Below are 21098 nucleotides of genomic sequence, written 5' to 3'. Positions count from 1 at the left end.
CCCCTCCTGTCCTGTGCGTCGATTACATCCGTTCGAAGCCGCGGAACATCTCCCAGTCGGTGACGGCGGCGTCGAAGGCGGCGAGTTCGACGCGGGCGCGGTTGGCGTAGTGGGCGACGACCTCCTCACCGAAGGCCTCACGGGCCAGCGCGCTGCCCTCCCACAGCTGCAGGGCCTCGCGCAGGGTGGTGGGGACGGTGCGCAGACCCGAGGTGTAGGCGTTGCCGGTGAGCGGCTCGCCCGGTTCGATGCCGTGCTCGACCCCGTGCAGTCCGGCCGCGACGATGGCGGCGCTGGCCAGGTAGGGGTTCACGTCGCCGCCGGGGACCCGGTTCTCCACCCGCAGTGAGGACCCGTGGCCGACCACCCGCAGCGCGCAGGTGTGGTTGTCGTGGCCCCAGGCGACGGTGGTGGGAGCGAAGCTGCCCGGGACGAAGCGCTTGTAGGAGCTGATGTTGGGCGCGAGCAGCAGGGTGAACTCGCGCAGCGCGGCCAACTGACCGCCGAGGAAGTGGCGACCGGTCTCCGAAAGCCCCTGCCCCTGCCCCTGGGCCATGACCGGGACGCCGTCGTCGTCGCGCAGTGAGAGGTGGATGTGGCAGGAGTTGCCCTCGCGGTCGTTGGGTTTGGCCATGAAGGTGAGCGACATGCCCTCCTGGGCGGCGATCTCCTTGGCGCCGTTCTTTTGAAGTGCTCTCCCGGTTGAAGCGTTCCGGGAGATTCCCCCTACCTCGCGGTGGCGGGCTTGACGCGACCAGCGCGCCTGCCGACTGCCCTCCCGGCAGCCGGGACGAGCACGTGGCCCGCCCGAAACAGGTGAAGAACGTTGCGCGCGGCGTTGTGGTCGGCGTTACCCGACCAGCCGCACGCGGGGTTCTTGCACACGAACACGGCCTGGGACCCCCGACTCCCAGAGATGGTCTCCAAGCACTCCGAGCACCGCTGCGAGGTGCCCGGCGCCGGGACCTTGTACAGGGTTCCGCCGCGCTGGGCGAGCTTGTAGCCCAGCAGGGTGACGGTGCGCCCCCATGCCTCCTGGCCGATGGCCCGGTTCAACCCCGCCTTCTGAGCCACGTTCTTCCCGGGCTGTTCGATGGTGCCGCGCGCGGAGCGGACCATGTTCGTGATGTCCAGTGCCTCTACCACGACGGTGCCGTACCGGGTGGCGATGTCAGTGGTGGTTTTGTGCTGCCAGTCCAGGTGCCTGCGCGTGGCTTTTGCGCGGAGCGCCTTGATCTGGTCGTAGGTCCGCACCAGACGATGGGAGATCCTCTCCCCGCGTGCACGGAAACTTCTTTGGTGGGCGGCCTGCTTCTCCAAGCTGGCCAGTTTCTGTTTCTCGCTCTGGTTGAGCCACTTGTCGCGGTCCGCGCGGCCACCGTCCTCATTGGTGCGGGGGCGGTGGTGGTCATACGTCGTTCCGTCGGACAGAGCGAGGGGGACCGCGATCCCGGCGTCGATACCCACCTCGGGGCCGGGGTGGGATTCGGGAACCGGTTCCAGGGTCTGGACGCGGAAGCTGATGTGCCACCCGAGGGCGTCCTTGACCAGCCGCGCCCCGGTGACCCGGTTCTCCTTGTTGGCGCGTTTGCCCACCGGCAGGTCCTTGGTCCAGCGGAAGCGGACCCGCCCCAGCTTGGGGATGTTCACCATCCCCCACCGGCGGTGCACCCGCTGTAGGTGCAGGTCCCGGCCCTGGGGGATGTCCACCACCATCTGTGAGCGGAGGCGGGACTTGAACGTCGGCTCTTCCGCCCGTCTGTCCCAGCAGTTGCGCCACGCCTGGAAGTAGGTCTTGAGCACCGCCTGAGCGGCCTGGGCGGGCAGGGCCTTGAGGAAGCCGATCTCCTTGCGGGCCTGCTTGATCGCGGCGTCGGCGTCCTTCAGATCCACCCGCCGGTTCTCGCTGGCCATGGTCCACCAGGCGTGCAAGAGGTTCCACAGGGTGCGGGCGGCGTGTGCCTGGTCATCGAGCACCGACACCTGTTCAGGCGACAGGGCGAGCCGGGCGCGGTGCCCGGTGTGCCGCTTGGGGGTGGCGTTGGTGCTCACACCCATCACCGTAGCATTGGTTTATGTCACCGCGATGGGAACCAAACCCCGATGTGCGCACCGGACGACACGTCGTTTGCCGCCTTCATGTCCATTTGGTGTTCGTCACGAAGTATCGGCGTGGCGCCCTCACTGAGGCCATGCTTGTCCGGTGTGAGGAGATCATGCGGCAGGTGTGCGCGGACTTCGAGGCCGAGCTGGGCGAGTTCGACGGCGAGGACGACCACGTCCACCTGCTGGTGCGCTACCCGCCCAAGGTGCAGCTGTCCAAGCTGGTCAACAGCCTCAAAGGGGTCTCCTCCCGGCTGCTGCGCAAGGAGTACGGCACGCACGTGAACCAGTACCTGTGGGGTGGCCGGTTGTGGTCGGGGTCCTACTTCGCCGGATCGGTCGGAGGCGCGCCGACCAGCGTCCTTCAGCAGTACATCGAGGACCAGAAACACCCGTCCTGACGGGCGGGCGCGGGTTCGGATCCGATTCACCTCCGGCGTGAGCTCCGGAGCACTCTCGGACAAGACAGGTAGACCACGAACTCGAGTTCGGTGCCCGCGTACGCGTGCCAGCCGCGTTCGGCCAGGCGTCGGCGCTGGTGGTCCAGGACCTGGCGGGGAGAGGCGGCGACGGGGCTGCCGTCGTGCCAGGTGAGGTCGGCGGTGACCATGACCGCGCCCCGCGCCCAGGGGGTGCGCCGCAGGGTGGACAGGTCCGGGGCCATGACGAAGTCGCCGTAGCCGGTCTCCCAGGAGGACATGGCGTAGCCGTCGACGGTGTTCATGTCCACGTCCACTGCGAGGAGGTAGTCGCACCCCTCCGTGCCGTGTTCGAGGGTCTCCTCCAGGAAGAAGCGGGCGGAGAGCCGTTTGCCCTGGAGTCGGCCCTCCATGTCGGTGAAGGCGACCAGGACGGTGTCGATCTCGCCGGAGGCGGCCTCGATCCTGAGTGGGTCCAGCGACAGTGGGGGGAGGCTGCCGTTCGTTCGCACCCGGGGCTCCTTGTCAGCGTCGTGACGTCTGGGAGTATGGTTCGATTTCAGACCAATGGTGGAACATGCAACCAGGCATCCTCCGGGACTGTCAATGGGATTCCTGATCGACATCGGCCTGGAGGCCCATCACCGACAGGAAGGGAAAAGGAACGAAAATGCACCTTTCGGACAGCGACCCGGCCGCGGACAGGGGTCCGACCGGAGAGCCCGGTCCAGCCGAGGACGGCGACCTGACCGGGGTCGCGGCCCAGGCCGTGTTCCGGGCCGTGCGCACCGGAAACCCGTTCGAGGAGACGGTGAAGCGACTGCTGTCCGCGATCAGGCTGGGCGTGGTCGGGCACGGGGAGCGCTTTCCAGCCGAGCGCGAACTCGCCGCGCGGCTCGGAGTCAGCCGGGTCATCCTCCGCGACTCCCTGCGCGCCCTCCAGGAGGCCGGGTACGTGGAGTCCAGGCGCGGACGGTTCGGCGGCACCTTCGTCACGTACGTACGGCCCAAACCGAGCCGGAGCGAGGTCCAGCGGGTCCTGCGGGACACCGGCACCGACCTCGACGACCTGTTCACCCACCGCCGGGCGCTGGAGACCGGCGCGGCCGTGGTGCTGGCCGAGAAGGAGCTCACCCCTGAGCAGGACCGACTGCTCACCGAGCGGCTGGCGGCGGTGGAGGCGGCCGAGGTGGCGGACTACCGGCGTCTTGACACGGTCCTGCACCTGACCCTGGCCGAACTCACCGGTTCCGCCTCGCTCACCCGATCCCTCACCGAGGTTCGGATGCGCGTGAACGACCTGCTCGACGCCATGCCCATGCTGGTGCGCAACCTGGAGCACAGCAACATCCAGCACCGGGAGATGGTCCAGGCGGTCCGGGACGCGAATACCGAGGCCGCGGTACGCGCGGTACGCGAACACCTGGAGGGCAGCGAGGCCCTCATCCGGGGGTTCCTCGCCTGAGGCCCGAGTCCCGCCCCGGGGCGGCATTGGCCACATCCGGCCAAACGTGAGAAGCACTCACCTTTATGACGGTTCATCACGGCGCAGGCGAACAGTCCCCCACGGGCCGCCGACGTGCGGGCGGACGCCGGACGATCACTCTTGGTAAGGGGTCGGCGGCGGGCCGGCGGCCGGAACGAGTCGAACCGGTGATCGTACCCACCCGGGCTCGGGCCACCCGGGACCGGGCCCGGCACCGGTGCCCGCTCCCCCGTTGCCCACCGCCCTGACTCCGGCCTTTAATGACGGCGCCCCCGCTCTCCCCACAGGCCCCCGGCAGGGCCGAAAGGACGCCGTCACCCATGGCTTCCCTCAACCGGCGCGGATTCCTCACCGCCTCCGCAGGCCTCGGATTCGCCCTCGGTCTGCCCGCTCTCCCCGTCTCCGCCGCGACCCATGACGAGCTCATCCGGCAGACCCTCGACCGGATCACCGACCCCGAGGGCACCACCTTCGCCCAGGTCGCCTCACCCGTCGGGGACGGCTACAAACTGCTCACCGCCGGTCCCGGCTGGCCGTTGGAGGTCCGCGAGGACCTGGTTCAGGCCCAGTCCGGCCGCGACGAGCGGCGCGAGCCGCTGGGCGCCTTCGTGCAGTTCACCGACCTGCACGTCCTGGACGTGCAGAGCCCGGTGCGCTTCGAGTACACCCACCCGGTCCTCGGCTCCAGCGCGCACCGGCCGCAGGAGGCGCTCGCTATGGTGGGCGCTTCGGCGCTGGTCAAGAGGGTGAACTCGCTCCGGAACGGCCCGGTGACCGGACGCCCCTTCGACTTCATGATGACCACGGGCGACAACACCGACAACCACGAGGAGATCGAGCTCGACTGGCTCATGACGATCCTCAACGGAGGCCCGCTCACCCCGGACACCGGTGACATCGGGCGGTTCGAGGGCGTGCAGAACTGCGGTTCCCAGCTGTACTGGCAGCCCGAGAGCCAGAACCCGGACCGATACAAGGAGCGGGGCGGCTTCCCCCACCTGCCCGGTTACCTGGCCGCCGCCACGGCCGAGTTCCACAGCCCCGGCCTGGACGTGCCCTGGTACTGCACCATCGGCAACCACGACAACACCCCGGCGGGGACCCTGCCCGCGGGCACCCTGAGCGACGTCTATGTCGGCGACCGCAAGCTGATGTTCGCCGACGACGACGTCACCGAGCGGATGGCCGAGGCCATGACCGAGGAGGAGCAGCTCGGCGACGTCCCCGGCGAGGTTGAGAACCCCGACAACGCGGACACGATGTCCACCGCCGCGCTGACCTCCACCGTCACCCCGGACGAGCGGCGCAAGCCCTTCGATACCGCGGGTTTCGTGGCCGCGCACCTGGCCGAGGCCAACACCGGCCCCGGGCCGGTCGGCCACGGCTACACCGAGGCCAACGCGGACGGCGTGGACTGCTTCTACACCTTCCCGATCGCCGAGGGGGTGACCGGGATCAGCATGGACACCACCACGCTCGCCGGGCTGGCCAACGGCTCCATCGGCAAGCGGCAGTACGACTGGTTGGAGAGCACCTTGCGCGCGTCCAGCTCGGTCTACTACGACCTGCTCGGCCGCCGCCGCACCCAGCGGGCGACCGACGAGCTGTTCGTGCTGTTCAGCCACCACACCAGCACCACGATGAACAACCCGCTGCCGGACAAGCGCCGTCCGGCCGAGCCGCGCTACATCGGCGAGATCCTGGTGGCCATGCTCAAGCGCTACCCGAACGTGCTGGCCTGGGTGAACGGCCACACCCACTACAACAAGGTGCGGGCGCACACCTCCAGCACCCCGGAGCGGGGCTTCTGGGAGATCAACACCGCCTCGCACATCGACCACCCGCAGATGGCCCGCAGCATCGAGATCGTGGACAACGCGGACGGCACGATGTCGCTGTTCACCACCCTGTTGGAGGCCGACAGCCGCTACCAGGCCGATCACGGCGACTTCTCCGTGGAGGGTCTGGCCTCGCTCTACCGGGAGCTGTCCGTGAACGACCTGTACGCCGACCCGGCCAACTACGGCGAGTCCCGGGACCGCAACGTCGAACTCCTGGTCGCCGCCCACCACCCGGCCCGCTAGCACCGCCCCGGCGGTCGAGCGGGCTCAGCGCGGGTTCTCCGCCGGTTCCGGGGAACCCGCGTCCACCGTCTTGCCCGATCGCCCGCCCAGGGCCGTGAGCGCCACCCCGCCCACCAGGAGCAGCGCGGCCACCAGGCTCAGCGGGCTGATGGCCTCTCCCAAGAACAGGGCCGCCGAGGCCATCCCGAACACCGGCACCAGCAGCGAGTAGGGGGCCACGGCAGAGGCCTCGTTCTGCCGTAGCAGGTACCCCCACGCGCCGAAGCCGAACACCGTGGCCGCCCAGGCGACGAAGAGGATGGCGCCCGCCCCGGCCAGGCCGAGTCCCCTGATCGCGGCCAACCCCGCCTCGGGGCCCTCCACCAGCAGGGACAGCGCGAACAACGGCAGCGGCGGCACCACGCTGACCCAGACCATCCAGCTCAGCGCGTCCGGCGGGGCCGCCCTGCGGGTGATCACGTTGGACAGTCCCCAGAACGCGGCGGCCGCCACGACCAGCGCGAACGCGGTCAGCGGCCTCGAGCCGCCGTGGTCGTAGGCGGCGACCCCGATCCCGCACAGGGCGACGCCCATCCCGAGGTAGCGGACCGGGCGCAGGCCCTCCCGTAGGAAGAGCACCGCGAAGAAGGCGGTGAACACCGCCTGCACCTGGAGGACCAGCGAGGTCAGCCCGGCTGGCATGCCGAGGTCCATGCCGGTGAAGACCAGTCCGAACTTGGCCACCCCCAGCACCAGCCCCACCAGGAGGATCCAGCCGAACGCCACCCCGGGGCGGCGCACGAAGAAGACCGCGGGCAGGGCGGCCGCCAGGAACCGCAGAGCGGAGAACAGCAACGGCGGGAAGTGGTCGAGGCCGACTTCGATCACGACGAAGTTGACCCCCCACACGGCAGCGACCAGCACGGCGAGAAGGGAGTGACGCAGAGGCATGGAAGCGATCATGGCGCCAACCCGGCTTTAGCACCAGCGAAACCTCCTACTAGGTTGGTTTCAGCACTGCTTAAAGATCTGTGTTCCGTCCAGCCGTTTCGGCAAGGAGTTCCCGTGCTCGACCTCTCCCGGCTCCGGGCCCTGCACGCGGTCCGCGTGCACGGTTCGGTCAGCGCCGCGGCCAAGGCGCTGGGCTACACCCCCTCGGCCATCTCCCAGCAGGTCACCAAGCTCGAACGGGAGACCGGTACCCCGCTCCTGGAACGCCGTGGGCGCGGAGTGGTGCTCACCGACGCCGCGGTCATGCTCGTGGACAAGGCGGCTCGGATGCTCGCCATCATGGAGACCGCCGAGGTGGCGTTGGAGGAACAGCGGGGCAGGCCTTCGGGGCGGCTGACCGTGGCCGCCTTCTCCACCGCCGCCCGTGGGCTTCTCCCCCGCCCCCTGGCCGAGCTCACCCGCGAGCACCCGGACCTGGACCTGAGGGTGGTCGAGGAGGACCCGCACGCCACCCCGCACATGGTCGCGCAGGGCACGGTGGACTTGGCCCTCGTGCACGACTGGGACATCGCGCCGATGACCGTCCCCGACGGGGTTGTGCGCACGGTGCTCGGCGAGGACCGGTGCGACGTCGTCCTGCCCCGCGACCACCCCCTGAACGAACTGCCGGTACTGAGCCGTCAGGACGTGGCAGCGGCACGCTGGATCTGCCAACCGCCCGGGACGGTCTGCCACGACTGGCTGATGCGCACACTGCGTTCGGTCCGCGCCGAACCGGACGTCGCGCACTTCGTGGCCGAGTACCAGACCCAGATCGCCCTGGTCGAGGTGGGTCTGGGCATCGCACTCGTCCCCCGCCTGGGCCGGGGAGCCGTCCCGGACACCCTGGTGGTCAAGCCGCTGGAACCCACCCCGGTGCGTGGGATCTCCGTTCTCTGGCGCGAGGGCACCTCCCGCCGCCCGGCCGTCACCGAGGCCGTCCGCCTCCTACGCGAACACGCCTCCCTCCTCTGACCACCTCCTCTCACGAACCGCTCGCTCAGCTCTTGGGGACGGACCAGTCGTCTCCCGCGGGGCGGTCCTGCTCCTCCAGGGGCGGGACGCGTTCGCCAGTCGGGACCGGGCCGGGCGGGGTGCCCTCGCCGAAGGGCCTGCCACCGAGCGTCTCGCGGCCGTGCTCACTGAGCCAGCCGCGCGGGTCGGGGCCGATCGCGATGACACCGGTCGGGTTGAACGCCGTGTGCACCCGGTAGTAGTGGGCTCTGATGTGCTCGAACTCGGTGGTGTCCCCAAAACCCGGGGTCTGGTACAGGTCGCGCGCGTAGGCCCACAGTGCCGGGTACTCGATGAGCTTGCGGCGGTTGCACTTGAAGTGGCCGTGGTAGACCGCGTCGAACCGCACCAGGGTGGCCCACAGGCGCAGGTCGGCCAGGGTGATGTGCTCGCCCACCAGGTATCGGCGGTCGGTGAGGCGCTCCTCCAGGGCGTCCAGCCGGTTGAAGACCGCGGCCACGGCCCTGTCGTACCGCCGCTGGTCGGGGGCGAACCCGGAGCGGTAGACGCCGTTGTTGAGGTCCTGGTAGACCTCGTCGCTCACGGCGTCGATCTCCTCGCGCAGCGCCGCCGGGTACAGCTCCGGCGCGCCCTCCCGGGCGAGATGCCCCCACTCGGTGGCCAGGTCCACGCTGAGCTGGTCGAAATCGTTGGACACCAGGTGCCCGCTGGGGATGTCGACCAGCCCGGGCACGCTCACGCCGCCGTCGTAACCGGGGTTGCGGGCGAGGTAGGCCTCGCGCAGGGCGTGGATGCCCAGGACCGGGTCCCTGCCGCCGGGGCTGCCGGTGCGTTCGGTGAACACCCAGTGCGGGTCGCCCCCGATGATCTCCTGGACCGGGTCGGTCAAGGCCAGCGACACCGCCTCCTCCAGCCCCATGAGCCGACGGGTCATCACCACCCGGTGCGCCCATGGACAGGCCCGGCTGACGACCAGCCGGTAGCGGCCGGGCTCCGCGGCGAACCCGAAGCGACCGTCCGCGGTGACCCGGTCGGCGAAGGCCGCCGGATCCCGCTCGATCTCCTCGGTGGGAAGCTTGTTGGCCCGCATAACCGCTACCTCCGGCGCTCAGGGAACTGGATCCAGAATCGATCCTAGGTCCCGGGCGAGCGCCGGAGCCGCTTGTCCACAGGGCGTTCCCGAGCCGATTCGGGCCGCTGCCGGGAAGCCCGAGCCGCCGTCGGGAGGGTCGGATCAGCGCCGGAAGACCCGCGGCGGCGTCAGGAGGTGCGGGGAGGCGCCGGGAAGAGGGAACCCGAGTGGGGCTCACGTCTTCTTCGCGACGTAGCAGGAGTCGAGTGGGTCGGTGTCGATCTCCATGACCTGCACGTCCCCGAACCCGGCCTCCGCGAGCAGCTCGCGCGCCTTCTGCTCGCCCCAGGCGGTGCCCAGACCGTCGCCCTCCAGTGCCAGGGACACGGTCATGCAGTGCATCAGGGACACCGTGTACAGGAAGGTGCCCAGCGGCATGTCCATGTTCTCGTGCAGGTGGCTGGAGGCCCTGACGTCCACCATAAGGAAACCGCCGCTGGGACGCAGCGCCTGGTGGATCGCGGCCAGAACCTGGGCGGGGTGGGCCTGGTCGTGGATGCTGTCGAACGCCGTGACCAGGTCGAACTCCTCGGTGACCCCGAGGTCGGCGACGTCGCGCAGCTCGAAGCGCACGTTGGACAACCGCATCGCGTCGGCCTCGCCCCGGGCGAAGGCCAGGGCCTCGTCGTTGAAGTCGTAGCCGACGAAGGTGCTGTCCGGGTAGGTGCGTCCCATGACGTTGACCGCGTGCCCGCGCCCGCAGCCGATGTCGGCCACGTCGATGCCCATGGCCAGTCGCTCGGGCAGGCCGTCCATCATGGGCAGGAGGGTGTTGATCAGGGAGGCGTCCATGACCTCGCCGCTCATCTCGGCCATGACCTCGTGGAAACGCGTGTAGGCGCTGTAGGGCACTCCGCCACCGTGGCGGAAGGCGTGCTCGACCTTCTCGTCCACCGAGGCCAGCAGCGGCACGACCGCCATGAACCGGGCGAGGTTGTCGGGTCCGGCCGCACGGGTGAGGCAGGCGGCGTGTTCGGGCGGCAGCAGGTAGGTGTCGGCCCGCGGGTCGTAGTCGATCAGGCGGGCCATGGTGGCTCCGGCCAGCCACTCGCGCGTGTAGCGCTCGTTCAGCTGGGCGGCCTCGGCCACCTGCGCACAGGTCATGGCGCCGCTCCCCGCCATGGTGTCGAAGATCCCGAGCCGGTGCCCCAGGCTGAGCAGCAGGGAGGTGCTCGCGGTGTCCAGGACCTCGACCATGCGGTTGGCGAACTCCTCCGCCCGTGCCTGGTCCAGGGTTGTTTCGGTGCTGTGCACGGTCATGACGGTCCCCCGCGTGGATGAGGTGCCCGCCTGCGGCGGGCCGTTGGCGGGGGCCGTCACGCGAGCCACGGGCGCACCACCCGTCAACTCAACAACCGGACATTCTACTCTCGCCCCTCACTCGCTCCAAGGGATTCAGCGGCCTCGGAACGACGGTGTCCCAAAGCGGCCACCCGGGCCTGTACGACCTCGCCTGGACTTGCCCGAACAGCTGCGGGCTCGCCCATACTCCCGCCCAACACGCCCCGACGGCTCACAGACCCCGTCCTCGAACTCCTGGACGAGGGTGTCGGAGGCGTGCACGCACATGATGCGCAGCCGCCCGGTGCCCGAGTTGACGAAACGGTGCCACACGCGCGGGCCGACCACCGCGGTGTCCCCGGCGCGGGCCGTCAGGCGGTCCTCGCCGATGGTGATCTCCGCCTCGCCCTCCAGGACGGTCCAGGTCTCGGAGTAGGGGTGCCGGTGTAGACCGGGCCCCTGCCCGGGGTCGTTGTCGACGAGGAAGAAGCTGATGCCGGAGCCGTACTCACGCCCCTCGAAGAACACGGTGCGGCGGGCCTCGCCGATGACGATCTGCTCGAACGCGATGACGCGGGGGACGGTGGTGCCCATGGTGTCCTCACTCCTGTTTCCGGGTGGTTCTCTCCCGACGGGGCCGCCGCACGCTCCGTGACGGGAGTTCCCCGGCAGACTGCCCGGAAGGCGGTCTCGGGGTGGTGGGCCTCGGCGGCGCGCGACCGGCTGACAGGTCCACACTCGCCGCCAGGAACCACCGGGCCCTACTGTTTCGACATGGATCGAAAGAGCGCCCGCTTCCACATCGGCGCGGACGACGTGTCGGCCATCCGGTTCGGGGTCTCACCCGGGCACGAGCTGGCCCACGCCGTACGCGTGCTGTCGACCCCCCAGCGGCACCCGCTCCAGTGGGGATGGCTGCGGTCGGTGCGAGCGTCGGTGCCGAAGGCGGCCCTGGAGCGGCTGGCCGTGGTGATCCGCGCGGAAGGGTACATCCCCGACTTCCTCACCTCGGCGCCGTCCTGGGACATGACACCGCAGGAGGAGTTCGAGCGGCTGCGCGGGGTGCCGCCGGGCTCGGTGCGAGCGGACCTGGGCAAGGTGCTGCTCCGCTCCGAGGGACGCGGCAGGGACCTGGTGGGGGGCATGGTGGAACACCCCGGACGGGCCCGGGACATGATCGCCGACGCCTGGGAGCGGGTGTGGGCGGCGACGATGGCCCCGCACTGGCCGCAGATCCGCCGCCTGTTGGGCGCCGACATCGATCTGCGGACCCGGCGGATGGGCGCGGGCGGGGTCGGCGCGATGGTGGCGACCCTGCACGAGACGGTTCGCTGGCGCCGGAACACCATCGAGGTGTCGCTACGCCTGCACGACGAGGACGTGCGCTGCGAAGGCAGCGGCGTGGTACTCGTTCCGTCGGTGATGGGTACCGCCCGGTGCTCGGTGCTCACCGAACCCCCGGTGCAGCCGACCCTCTTCTACCCGGTGGACGGGCTGGCCGAGACGTGGCCCCGCGGCGCGGCCGCCGAGGAGGCGCTGGCCGAGCTGCTGGGCGCGGGACGGGCCCGGGTGCTGGCCTGCCTGGACGGCCCCCGGACCACGTCCGAGACCGGGCGGGCCTGCGCGATGGCGGTGTCCACGGCCTCCCACCACCTGGCGGTGCTGCGCCGCTCCCGTCTGGTGCACTCGCGCCGCGAGGGTAACCGGGTCCTGCACACCCGTACCCCGCTGGGTGAGGCCCTCCTCGGCCGGGGCTGAACCAGCCGGGGGCTCAACCTGCCGAAGCCGGCCCGGTCGGCGCGGTCGGCGCGGTCCGCTCCCTCCGGCCGGTGGACCGGAGTTCGTCCAGAACCTGGCGGGCGACCGTGCGTCCGGCCCGGTTGGCGCCGATGGTGCTGGCCTGCGGCCCGAACCCGGCGAGGAACAGGCGCGGTTCGCGGACGGACCGCCCGTTCTCCACCCGCACCCCGCCACCGGGTTCGCGCAGCCGCAGCGGTGCCAGGTGGGTGAGCTCGGCCCGGAAGCCGGTGGCCCAGATGATGGCGTCGACCGGTTCGAAGGACCCGTCGGCCCAGCGGACCCCCTCGGGTTCGATCACGGTGAACATGGGCCGGGCCACCAGGAGCCCCCGGTCCCGCGCGGCCAGGTTCTCGGCGGTGGCGGGCAGCCCGGTGCCGTGGATGATACTGGGCAGGGGCAGTCCAGCCCGAGCCGCCTCGTCCGCCTGCCGCACGGCGCGGACCCCGCCCCCGGGGTCGTCGGTGAACTCGACCGGCCGCCGGGTCGCCCAGACCGTACTCGCGGCCACACCCTCCAGTTCGCGCAGGAATCCGACCGCCGAGGTGCCCCCGCCGACCACCAGCACCCGCATCCCGGCGAAGTCCTCGGCGGCCCGGTACTGCGGGGTGGAGACCTGCGCGCCGCGAAAGTCCGCGGCCCCGGCGAAGTAGGGCCGGAACGGCCGTGCCCAGGTGCCGCTGGCGTTGGCCACCACCCGCGCCCGCACGTCGCCCTTGTCGGTCGCGACGAGGAACCCGGGTCCCTCCTCACTGACCGCGGTGACCCGGACCGGCCGCAGCACGTTGAGCCCGAACCACTGTTCGTAGCGTTCGTAGTACTCCCGCACCACGTCCCGGGCGGGCCTGGAGGCGTCAGCGGTGTCGAAGCTCAGCCCCATCTCGCGCATCCCGGGCAGGTCGCTGACCCTGTGCGCCTTGTCCAGGCGCAGCGCCTCCCAGCGGAACTGCCAGGCCCCGCCCGCGTCGGGCCCCCGGTCCAGTACCACGAACCCGGCCCCGGGTTCGAGCCCCAGCCGCCGCAGGTGCCAGGCCACCGAGAGTCCGGCCTGCCCGGCCCCCACCACCACGACGTCCGCCGAACCCGGCAGCGCGCCTTCCCGAACTTCCGCCACGACCGCTCCTCCCGTCGTCCGCCGACAGTCAAGAACAACGGAGGGGCCCGGTTCATGCCGTAGCGTGCCGGTGCCGCTGGCGGTGCGCACCACCGCGGAGGTGTCGTTCAGCCCGCCCGGACAGCGGGGACGTAGCGGTGTTCACCAGGTCAGGGTGTCGGGGACCGGGTCGGCTCCCAGGACGTGCTGGTCGCAGAAGGCCAGCACCGTCTCGTTCCACACCCGGCTGTTGGACGGGGTGAGCACCCAGTGGTTCTCGCCGGTCAGCTGCAGGAACCGGTGCGGCATCGTCTCCGGCGGGCCGTCCCAGGCCGAGACCAGGTCCCACCACATCCGCAGCGCCTCGCTGATCGGCACCCGGTAGTCCCGGTTCCCGTGGGTGATCAGCACCGGTGTGGACACCCGCGCCGCGCTCAGGTGCGGGGAGTTGTTCAGGTACCACTCCGGCTGCTCGTCCTCTCGGCCGTGCACGCGCATCTTGTGCGAGGCCGCGTCGGTGGTGCGGTGCTGCTGGCCCATCGCCCACGACCCGGCGTGGGTGACGACCGCCGAGAAGCGGTCCGTGTGCCCGGCGATCCAGCTGGCCATGAAGCCGCCGAAGGACGCGCCGAGCACCGCCGTGCGGGAACCGTCCAGGTCCGGGCGCTCCAGCGCGGTGTCGAGCAGCGCCTCGCACTCACCGAAGACCACGTCCGGACGGCGGGGCCAGCCGCGGTTCAGCCCGGCGCGGCCGTAGCCGGTCGACATGGCGGGATCGGGCATCAGCACGGCGTAGCCGCGGGCCACCGCCAGCCACGGGCACCAGCGCCAGGACCAGGCGTTGAAGGAGGTGTGCGGACCGCCGTGGATCCACAGCATCGTCGGGGCCGGTTCGGACTCGTCAGCGGTCTCGGGCAGGCACAGCCATCCGCCGACGTGTACGCCGTCGACCTCGGTTCGCACCCGTTCCAGCCGGCCCGGCAGAGCCGACACCGCTCCTGGGGCCGGGAGTTCGCGCACTTCACCGCCGGGGGTGATCCGGACCGGCCGCGGCGGGGTGGTGACATCGGAGCGCAGCGCGTACACGGACCCGTCCGGGGCGGGGGCCAGGCAGGTGAACACGCCGGTCTCCGCCAGGGTCCGCACCTTCGCGGTACGCGGGTCGACGGCCAGCACCGCCCCGGAGGAGTGCAGGTCACCGGCGACCAGCAGGGTGCCGTCGCGGCTCCAGGCGTACTCCCTGAACGTGAGGTCGCCGAGGTCGGCGACCACCGGTTCCCCGCCCGTCAGCGGGTGGATCTCCAGGTAGCCGTAGCTGGTATCGGTGGGTGTGGACACCGTGACCCGCTTCACCGCGAGGTGGGCGCCGTCCGGGGAGAACAGCGGTGATCCGTACTCCCGGTGGTCGTCGGCGGCCAGCAGGCCGGTGCGTTCACGCGTCCCGGTGTCGATGAGGACGACACCGGTACGGGTCTCCCCGCCCCGGACCCGTTCGGTCCAGGTCGTCGCGACGGTACGGCCGTCCGGGGACAGGTCGGCCGAAGCGTTGCCCAGGGCCACGGTGTCGGCGTCTTCGGTGAGATCGCTGACCTCCCCCTCGGGTGAGACGAGCACCAGGCGCGGGCTGACGTCGCCGAGTTCGCGGTCCCAGTGGCGGATCGGTATACCGGTGTGCCAGATGGCGCTCCCCTTGGCGTCCTTGCGGGCCTTGCGGCGCTCGGCGTCGTCGTCCAGGGTGGCCCCGGCCAGCACGCTGGTCGTCGCGAGGACCGAGCCGTCGTCCGCGGTTCCCACGACGCCGAGGCCGCCGGGGGCCGAGGCGACCAGGTGCGCTTCCCCGTGCGCGGGCAGGCGCCAGACGGCGTTGGCCCCCTTCTCCGCCTCGTCCTGCGGTTCCGGACGGCGCGAGGTGAACAGGAGCGAACCGTCGCGGGCGAACCGCGGCGCGCTCTCCCCGTTCTTGCTGAAGGTCAGTCTGCGGGCCGAAAGCAACCCCTGCGGGTCGAGCTCCCACAGGGCCGAGAGGCGCTCGGACCCGTGCTCGTCGGCCTCTGAGACCGAGGCGACCACTTGGCCGCCGCTTCCGGCGGCGACGGCGGTGACCCTGGGGATCCGGGTGAAGGCGTCGATGTCGGTGAAATCGGAGAAGGGGGAATGTCTCGGTGAGGGCACCGGGTCAAGGTACTACCCCGTCGCAGACGTAGGAAGGGGACTGGTTCGGGTGCATCGAGACCCGCGTGCACGGCCGGTCCCCCGCCCGTAGCGGGCTGGAACCCGCCGGAGCCGACGGGGCGCTTCCGTCGCCCGCCGGGCGCCGACAGCACCGCCTGGCCCGGGCGGTTCCGTCCCGGTCAGGTCGCGAAGACCTGGGAGTCGTCGGCGAAGGCCTTGAACTCCAGGGCGTTGCCCGCGGGATCGAGCAGGAACATGGTCCACTGCTCACCGGGCTGGCCCTCGAACCGCACGTAGGGCTCGATCACGAACTCCGTACCGGCCGCACGCAGCCGCTCGGCGAGCTCACGGAAACGCTCCACCGTGAGGATGAGGCCGAAGTGGGGCACCGGGACGTCGTGCCCGTCGACCGGATTGTGGATGCGGCGCTGGCGTTCGGGGGCCAGATGGGTGACGAACTGGTGCCCCTGGAGGTTCCAGTCGGTCCAGGTGTCGGAGCTGCGCCCTCGCTCCAGCCCGAGCACGGTCCCGTAGAACTCGCGGGCGGCCTCCAGGTCGTCGACCGGTACGGCCAGATGGAAACGCGGGACGGGTGAGTCCAGAACCGTCATGAAACATCCTTCCTCGATGCGGCTTGTCGCATTGTTAACATTAGGACTTCGGGTCGAGCGAAGGGAAGGGGTCCAGAGCATGGGAACGCACGGAGGGGTCGCCCCGGCCCGCAGGCGCGGGCTGGCCGACGAGGTGGCCGACCGGGTTCGCGAAGCGATCTTCGACGGCACCTACCCGTCCGGAACCCAGCTGCGCGAATCGGAGCTGTCCGGCGCCCTGGAGGTGAGCCGGGGGCCGGTACGCGAAGCACTCACCCGGCTGGAGGGTGAGGGCCTGGTCCGCAGCGCCTGGCACCGGGGCGCCACCGTCACCGAACTCACCGACGACGACATCGCCGAACTCGACAGTCTGCGCGACGCTCTGGAGCACCTGGCCGTCCAGCGGGTCACCCGGCACGCCGACGAGAGGGACATGGCGGCGATCGAACGCGCGGCTGAACGCATGGAACGCGCCGAGGACGCCTACGACCTGGTCGTCCTCGACCTCGCCTTCCATGACGCGGTCTACGCCGCCGCCCGCCACCGCAGGCTCCGGCAGGCTTGGGACGCGATCCGCCAGCAGGTCCGGCTGTTCCTGGTCAACCGGGTGCGCGCCAGTTCCCTGGACTACCTGGAGCGGGTGCCGGGAGAGCACCGTGAACTCGCCGAGGTGCTGCGCTCCCGCGACACCTCCGCCGCGCTGGCCCTGTTCGCCGCCCACCGGCGCCATGCCCTGGACGTGCTCACCAGGGACCAGGACCCGGTGGCGGGAGGAGGTCCCGCCCCGGGCCGCCCCGGCTGCTGAGCCGAGGGCCCGGCAGCTCCCCGGGTTCCAGCGGCCGCTGCGACGACCCGTCCGACGCGCCGGGCACGGAAAAGGAAAGCAGCTTTCCAGGCAGGTAATCGGTCAAGGACGATTCCGCTTCCGCGCAGGTCAACGCCCTCTTCGTTAGCCTTCGGGCATGGCCGAGACACACATGCTCGTGGACAATCTGGCGTCGATGTGGTGGATCGCGCTGGCGGCGGTGCTCGGTCCGGTCCTGGCGTTGGCCACCCGGCGCAAGGTGCCGGACGTGGTCTGGCTGCTGGTGTTCGGCACGATCATCGGTCCGCACGCCCTGGGGCTGGCAGCCGAGACCGAAGCGGTCCACTTCCTGCGGGAGCTCGGCCTGGGCTTCCTGTTCCTGTTGGCGGGCTTCGAGGTCAACACCACCGACATGCGCGGCAGGCAGGGCAGGCACGCCGCCCTGACGTGGGGTCTGTGCGCCCTGCTGGGCTTCGGAGCGGGGATGCTCCTGCTGGAGGGGGACGTGCACGTCGCGATCGTGCTGGCGATCGCCTCGACCTCGACGGCCCTGGGAACCCTGCTGCCCATCCTCAAGGACTCCGGCGCGATGGGAACGCCGTTGGGGCGGGCCGCCATGGTGCACGGCGCCTACGGTGAGCTCCTGCCGATCGTGGCGATGTCACTGCTGCTGTCCACCCGGGGCACCTGGCAGGCCGCGGCGGTCCTGGTCCTGTTCTCAGCGGCCGCGGTGGCGGTCGTGGTGGTCCCCGGACGTTTCTTCAGCCGTCTCCCCCTGCTGAGGAAGGCCTTCGCGGACGCCTCCAACACGACCATGCAGACCACTGTGCGCGTCACCGTGCTGGTCCTGGTGACGCTCATGCTGCTGACCGCCGTGCTCGAACTCGACGTCGCCCTGGGCGCCTTCGCGGCGGGTCTGCTGCTGAACGCCGCACTCAACGCCACGGCCCCCGAACACGCCGCCGAGATCATGCACAAGGTCGAGATCGTCGGATTCAGTCTGCTGATCCCGGTGTTCTTCGTGACCAGCGGCATGAGCATCGACCTCTCCGCAGTCGCGGCCCACTGGCCCCTGCTGCTCGGCTTCGTCGCCGTGATCCTGATGGTGCGCGGGCTGCCGGTCTTCCTCCGAGAGCGGTGGAGCACGACGCACTCCGGGTTGACGGCCCGGGGCGACCAGGCCGCACTCGGTCTTTACGCGGCGACGGGTCTGCCCATCATCGTGGCCGTGACCCAGGTCGCGGTGTCCTCGGGGGTCATCGACGGCACCGTCGCCTCCGTCATGGTCACTGCCGGAGCCATCACGGTCCTGCTCTTTCCCTTCGCGGCGGCACGCTTGACGTCCTCCCCGGGGTGAGCGCTGGAGCGGCTACGAGATCCGTCTCAGCCAGGTGTGCGAACCCGACCGGGTACACCTGATCACCCGCGTGGCCACCACCGACGCCACGGCCCGGGAAAACGAGGTGATCGGGGCGACCCGCACGAACCCGCCACGGGCTAACCGGGTGCGCGATCAAGGTGAGGAGGGTCGACGCCCGCGTGTCCGGTGTCCCGGGCACGGCACGCGTACCGGGTACACCTACACCATTCCTTGGTCGACCGCCCCTACCTTCCCTGTGCCCGACCAGGCGGCGCTCTGAGTATCCGTGCTCATGACAGCGTGGCTCTCCTACGTTGGAATGGGTGATGCTGGCCCCGGTCTCGACGGCATCCGCACCGCGGGGCCGGGGCGGACGGCAGAGGGCGGTTCGCAGACGAGGGGAAGGCGGCACCTGATGGAGGCACGCGACGGGGCCCGCGCTGAGGCGTTGCGCGGGCTGGTCGAGCAGGGGGTGATCGACCGCGGGCAGGCCGACGCGGTCGCCGCCGCTCTGGAGGCGGCCGAGGGAGGCTCCGAGACGAAGAGCCGCTGGGCGGAGGTACTGGGCTATGTCGGCGGCGGGCTGGTGCTGGCGGCCGTGGCCACGTTCATGGCCACCGCGTGGGACGTCTTGGACGCAGGCGTGCGGATCACACTGCTCGCGGTGGTCGCCGCCGTGCTCGTCGGCGCGGGGGTCGCCATGGCCGGAGGCCGGTCCCTGCTGCTCCGGTCGGCGGACACGGCCCCGGTTCGCCGCCGGATCGGTGGTGCCCTGTTCGCGTTGGCGTCGCTCTCCGCGGCCTTCGCCGTCGCCGAAGCCATGGAGGAAGCGCTGCCTGCCGAGTTCGTACCGAGCGCTTCCACCTGGGCATCCGCTGCCGGGCTGGCAGTCGCCGTGACCGCCTACGCGCTGCTGCGCTCCGCGCCCGGGCTGGTGGCCGTTTGGGGCATGAGCGCGTTCCTGGTCGGTTTCGGAGTGCAGGAGGTGGTCTACGAGCTCGTCGGCTCGGACAGCGGGAGCGGGTTCTCCTCCAGCGGGTGGCAGACCGCGTCCTCGGCAGCCGGCGCGGGCCTGCTCCTCCTCGGCGTGGTGGGGATCGCCCTCGCGGTGGTCGGCGTGCTGCGCGAACCGGGAACCGCGGTCGGGCTCGGCGCGGTGACCTCCTACACGGGTGCGCTGATGCTGGAAACGCCGGTGAACCACGTCGCCGAACTCGCCGTCACGGCGGGCCTGTTCACGCTCTTCGCGCTCTGGCGCTCGACGGCGCGCGGCCCCGCCTCGGCGCTCGTGTTCGGCGTGCTCGCCGCCACGGTCGCGGTTCCACGGCTCGTCTGGGAGCTCACCGGCGGTGAGGTGTCGGCAGCCGGGGTCCTGCTCGTCGCGGGCGCCGTACTACTCGTCACCAGCGCGGTCGGCATCCGTCTGCGCCAGCGGGCCGCCGCGGAACCGGCCAGCCCCCGCGCGGCACCGGACGCCCCGTAGCCTGGGCCACGCTCCCGGCTTTGTCCGGACCCCGGTTCAACCCCGCCCTGCCGGAGACACAGAAAAGGGCTCACCTCGCGGTGAGCCCTGAACTGTTGCCGCTCTGTCGGGACGGCGGGATTTGAACCCACGACCCCTTGACCCCCAGTCAAGTGCGCTGCCAAACTGCGCTACGTCCCGGCCGCTGGGCGAACGCCGTGTCCGGCGCCGCCAACGGGGACGACTCTATCGCATCTTCTGGGGCGTTCGCACCATGGTTTCGGCTCTCCCGGGACCGGCTGACGACATGGTCCGGCGGCCGCTCCGACCGCCGACACTGCGCAAGAACGGTCAAGCGGCGGCGAGGGCCCCGCGAACATACTGTTCACATGACCGAACCCACCACCGAACCCCCTTCCGGGCGGGACCGTCTGCGTGAGCTGCTCGACGCGGTCCTGTCCGAGGAGAACAACCGGCTCAGCGAGATGGCCGGGCAGGCGCACGCCTCACCCTTCCACTTCAGCCGGGTGCTGTCCCGGGACACCGGCGAGTCCCCGGTGGCGCTGCGCCGCCGGGTCCTGCTGGAGCGGGCCGCCTGGCAGATCGGGCAGGGCACCAGCGTCACCGACGCGGCGTTCGCGGCCGGATACGAATCCGTGGAGGGGTTCACTCGGGCGTTCGCGCGCGCCTTCGGTCATCCCCCCAGCGCCACCACGGCGGGCAGCGGCCGCTGGCTGCCCGCGCCCAACGGCGTCCACTTCCACCCGCCGATCCACCTGTGGGTGGAGGAGCACCCGAAAGGCCGCCCCAGCTTGGACGTCACCGGACTACAGGTCCACCACGACGTCGACGACACAGCGCTGCTGATCCGGCTCGCCGCGGACCTGCCCGAGGCGGAGTACCGCAGGGTCCGCGAACCGGGCCGGACCACGCTGACCTGGGACGGCCCGGAGGAGTCCATCGCCGCCACCCTGGACCGCCTGGTGCGGGCCAAGGAGATGTGGCTGGCCTCCATCGAGGGCGCGGACACCCCCGAACACGGGGGCGACGGCCCGGAGTCACTGCGGCTCCGGCACGAGGAGGCCGGGGCGCGCTGGATCGCCACCGTCACCGACATCGGGCGGCGGGACGCCTGGGGCGACCGGCTCATCGACGCCCTGTGCGACCCGCCGGAGAGCTTCCTGCTCGGCGGCGTGGTCGCGCACGTACTCACCTACTCGGCGCACCGCAGGCAGAGCGTTCGGCACATGCTGCGAGCGGCCGGGGTCGAGGTGGACCACGGCGACCCGCTGGAATGGTTGCAGGGGCGGTACGAGCGGGACCGGTACGAGCACAGCTGACACGAGGCACCGAGGAAACGGGGAGAAAGC

The 21098-nt window shown here is 70.9% G+C and carries 17 protein-coding genes, 1 tRNA gene and 2 pseudogenes; 9 read left to right on the top strand and 11 right to left on the bottom strand.

Annotated features, from left to right (window positions below):
• Positions 1-22: 22 nt before the first annotated feature.
• A pseudogene (locus tag HNR07_RS02675) lies at positions 23-694 on the bottom strand (glutamine synthetase family protein); the annotation flags it as partial.
• Between the two features lie 32 nt (positions 695-726).
• The gene (locus tag HNR07_RS02670) at positions 727-2052 is read right to left on the bottom strand and encodes an RNA-guided endonuclease InsQ/TnpB family protein (RefSeq protein WP_221318690.1); all 1326 of its coding nucleotides are present in this window, start codon (positions 2050-2052) and stop codon (positions 727-729) included.
• A 23-nt stretch (positions 2053-2075) separates the two neighbouring features.
• On the opposite strand from HNR07_RS02670, the gene tnpA reads away from it, so the two are divergent.
• Positions 2076-2504, top strand: coding sequence for an IS200/IS605 family transposase (gene tnpA, locus HNR07_RS02665; protein WP_184361461.1), 429 nt, complete (start codon positions 2076-2078; stop codon positions 2502-2504).
• Positions 2505-2572: 68 nt separating this feature from the next.
• Here tnpA and HNR07_RS02660 read toward each other — a convergent pair.
• Positions 2573-3034 (bottom strand): annotated as a pseudogene (locus tag HNR07_RS02660) (glutamine synthetase); the annotation flags it as partial.
• Positions 3035-3192: 158 nt separating this feature from the next.
• On the opposite strand from HNR07_RS02660, the gene HNR07_RS02655 reads away from it, so the two are divergent.
• Both HNR07_RS02655 and HNR07_RS02650 read left to right on the top strand, forming a co-directional pair.
• Complete coding sequence (locus HNR07_RS02655) at positions 3193-3987, top strand: FadR/GntR family transcriptional regulator (protein WP_246420033.1); 795 nt, start codon at positions 3193-3195, stop codon at positions 3985-3987.
• A gap of 341 nt (positions 3988-4328) precedes the next feature.
• Complete coding sequence (locus HNR07_RS02650) at positions 4329-6092, top strand: TIGR03767 family metallophosphoesterase (RefSeq protein ID WP_184361458.1); 1764 nt, start codon at positions 4329-4331, stop codon at positions 6090-6092.
• A gap of 24 nt (positions 6093-6116) precedes the next feature.
• Here the strand turns inward: HNR07_RS02650 and HNR07_RS02645 are convergent, their stop codons facing one another.
• Positions 6117-7022 carry an EamA family transporter gene (locus HNR07_RS02645; RefSeq protein WP_246420028.1) on the bottom strand — a complete coding sequence of 302 codons (906 nt, stop codon included), beginning with the start codon at positions 7020-7022 and terminating at the stop codon, positions 6117-6119.
• A gap of 114 nt (positions 7023-7136) precedes the next feature.
• Between HNR07_RS02645 and HNR07_RS02640 the strand changes: the two genes are divergently transcribed.
• The gene (locus tag HNR07_RS02640) at positions 7137-8036 is read left to right on the top strand and encodes a LysR family transcriptional regulator (RefSeq protein WP_184361451.1); all 900 of its coding nucleotides are present in this window, start codon (positions 7137-7139) and stop codon (positions 8034-8036) included.
• A 25-nt stretch (positions 8037-8061) separates the two neighbouring features.
• Here HNR07_RS02640 and HNR07_RS02635 read toward each other — a convergent pair whose 3' ends face one another.
• From HNR07_RS02635 to HNR07_RS02625, 3 genes are all read right to left on the bottom strand, one after another.
• Positions 8062-9126 (bottom strand): glutathione S-transferase family protein, encoded by a 1065-nt coding sequence (locus HNR07_RS02635; protein ID WP_184361448.1) that lies wholly within the window; start codon positions 9124-9126, stop codon positions 8062-8064.
• Between the two features lie 216 nt (positions 9127-9342).
• Positions 9343-10497: a class I SAM-dependent methyltransferase gene (locus tag HNR07_RS02630; protein ID WP_312893547.1), complete on the bottom strand. Its 1155-nt coding sequence runs from the start codon at positions 10495-10497 to the stop codon at positions 9343-9345.
• A gap of 66 nt (positions 10498-10563) precedes the next feature.
• Positions 10564-11043: a cupin domain-containing protein gene (locus HNR07_RS02625; protein ID WP_184361446.1), complete on the bottom strand. Its 480-nt coding sequence runs from the start codon at positions 11041-11043 to the stop codon at positions 10564-10566.
• Between the two features lie 180 nt (positions 11044-11223).
• Here HNR07_RS02625 and HNR07_RS02620 point away from each other — a divergent pair, with 180 nt between their 5' ends.
• Positions 11224-12207 (top strand): ArsR/SmtB family transcription factor, encoded by a 984-nt coding sequence (locus HNR07_RS02620; protein WP_184361443.1) that lies wholly within the window; start codon positions 11224-11226, stop codon positions 12205-12207.
• Positions 12208-12220: 13 nt separating this feature from the next.
• On the opposite strand, the gene HNR07_RS02615 is transcribed toward HNR07_RS02620, so the two are convergent.
• The 3 genes from HNR07_RS02615 to HNR07_RS02605 form a co-directional block, all read right to left on the bottom strand.
• Positions 12221-13360, bottom strand: coding sequence for an NAD(P)-binding domain-containing protein (locus HNR07_RS02615; RefSeq protein ID WP_184361440.1), 1140 nt, complete (start codon positions 13358-13360; stop codon positions 12221-12223).
• A 141-nt stretch (positions 13361-13501) separates the two neighbouring features.
• On the bottom strand, positions 13502-15511 hold the full coding sequence (locus HNR07_RS35800) for a prolyl oligopeptidase family serine peptidase (protein ID WP_184361437.1): 2010 nt from the start codon (positions 15509-15511) through the stop codon (positions 13502-13504).
• A 179-nt stretch (positions 15512-15690) separates the two neighbouring features.
• Positions 15691-16122, bottom strand: a complete 432-nt coding sequence (locus HNR07_RS02605; protein ID WP_184361435.1) for a VOC family protein — start codon at positions 16120-16122, stop codon at positions 15691-15693.
• 79 nt (positions 16123-16201) lie between these two features.
• Between HNR07_RS02605 and HNR07_RS02600 the strand changes: the two genes are divergently transcribed.
• From HNR07_RS02600 to HNR07_RS02590, 3 genes are all read left to right on the top strand, one after another.
• On the top strand, positions 16202-16906 hold the full coding sequence (locus HNR07_RS02600) for a GntR family transcriptional regulator (RefSeq protein WP_184361432.1): 705 nt from the start codon (positions 16202-16204) through the stop codon (positions 16904-16906).
• Positions 16907-17063: 157 nt separating this feature from the next.
• Entirely contained in the window at positions 17064-18263 is a 1200-nt protein-coding gene (locus HNR07_RS02595) for a cation:proton antiporter (protein ID WP_184361428.1), read from the top strand.
• Between the two features lie 418 nt (positions 18264-18681).
• A complete protein-coding gene (locus tag HNR07_RS02590; protein WP_184361425.1) occupies positions 18682-19749 on the top strand; it encodes a DUF2157 domain-containing protein in 1068 nt (355 codons plus the stop codon).
• A 106-nt stretch (positions 19750-19855) separates the two neighbouring features.
• On the opposite strand, the gene HNR07_RS02585 is transcribed toward HNR07_RS02590, so the two are convergent.
• A tRNA-Pro gene (locus HNR07_RS02585) sits at positions 19856-19929 on the bottom strand.
• 188 nt (positions 19930-20117) lie between these two features.
• On the opposite strand from HNR07_RS02585, the gene HNR07_RS02580 reads away from it, so the two are divergent.
• Positions 20118-21068, top strand: a complete 951-nt coding sequence (locus HNR07_RS02580; RefSeq protein ID WP_184361421.1) for a helix-turn-helix domain-containing protein — start codon at positions 20118-20120, stop codon at positions 21066-21068.
• Positions 21069-21098 lie beyond the last annotated feature (30 nt).

The organism is Nocardiopsis metallicus (assembly GCF_014201115.1).
GTDB classification, from domain to species: Bacteria; Actinomycetota; Actinomycetes; order Streptosporangiales; family Streptosporangiaceae; genus Nocardiopsis; species Nocardiopsis metallicus.
The sequence above is the reverse complement of the archived record's forward strand: the minus strand, read 5'-3'. Positions and strand labels throughout refer to the sequence as shown.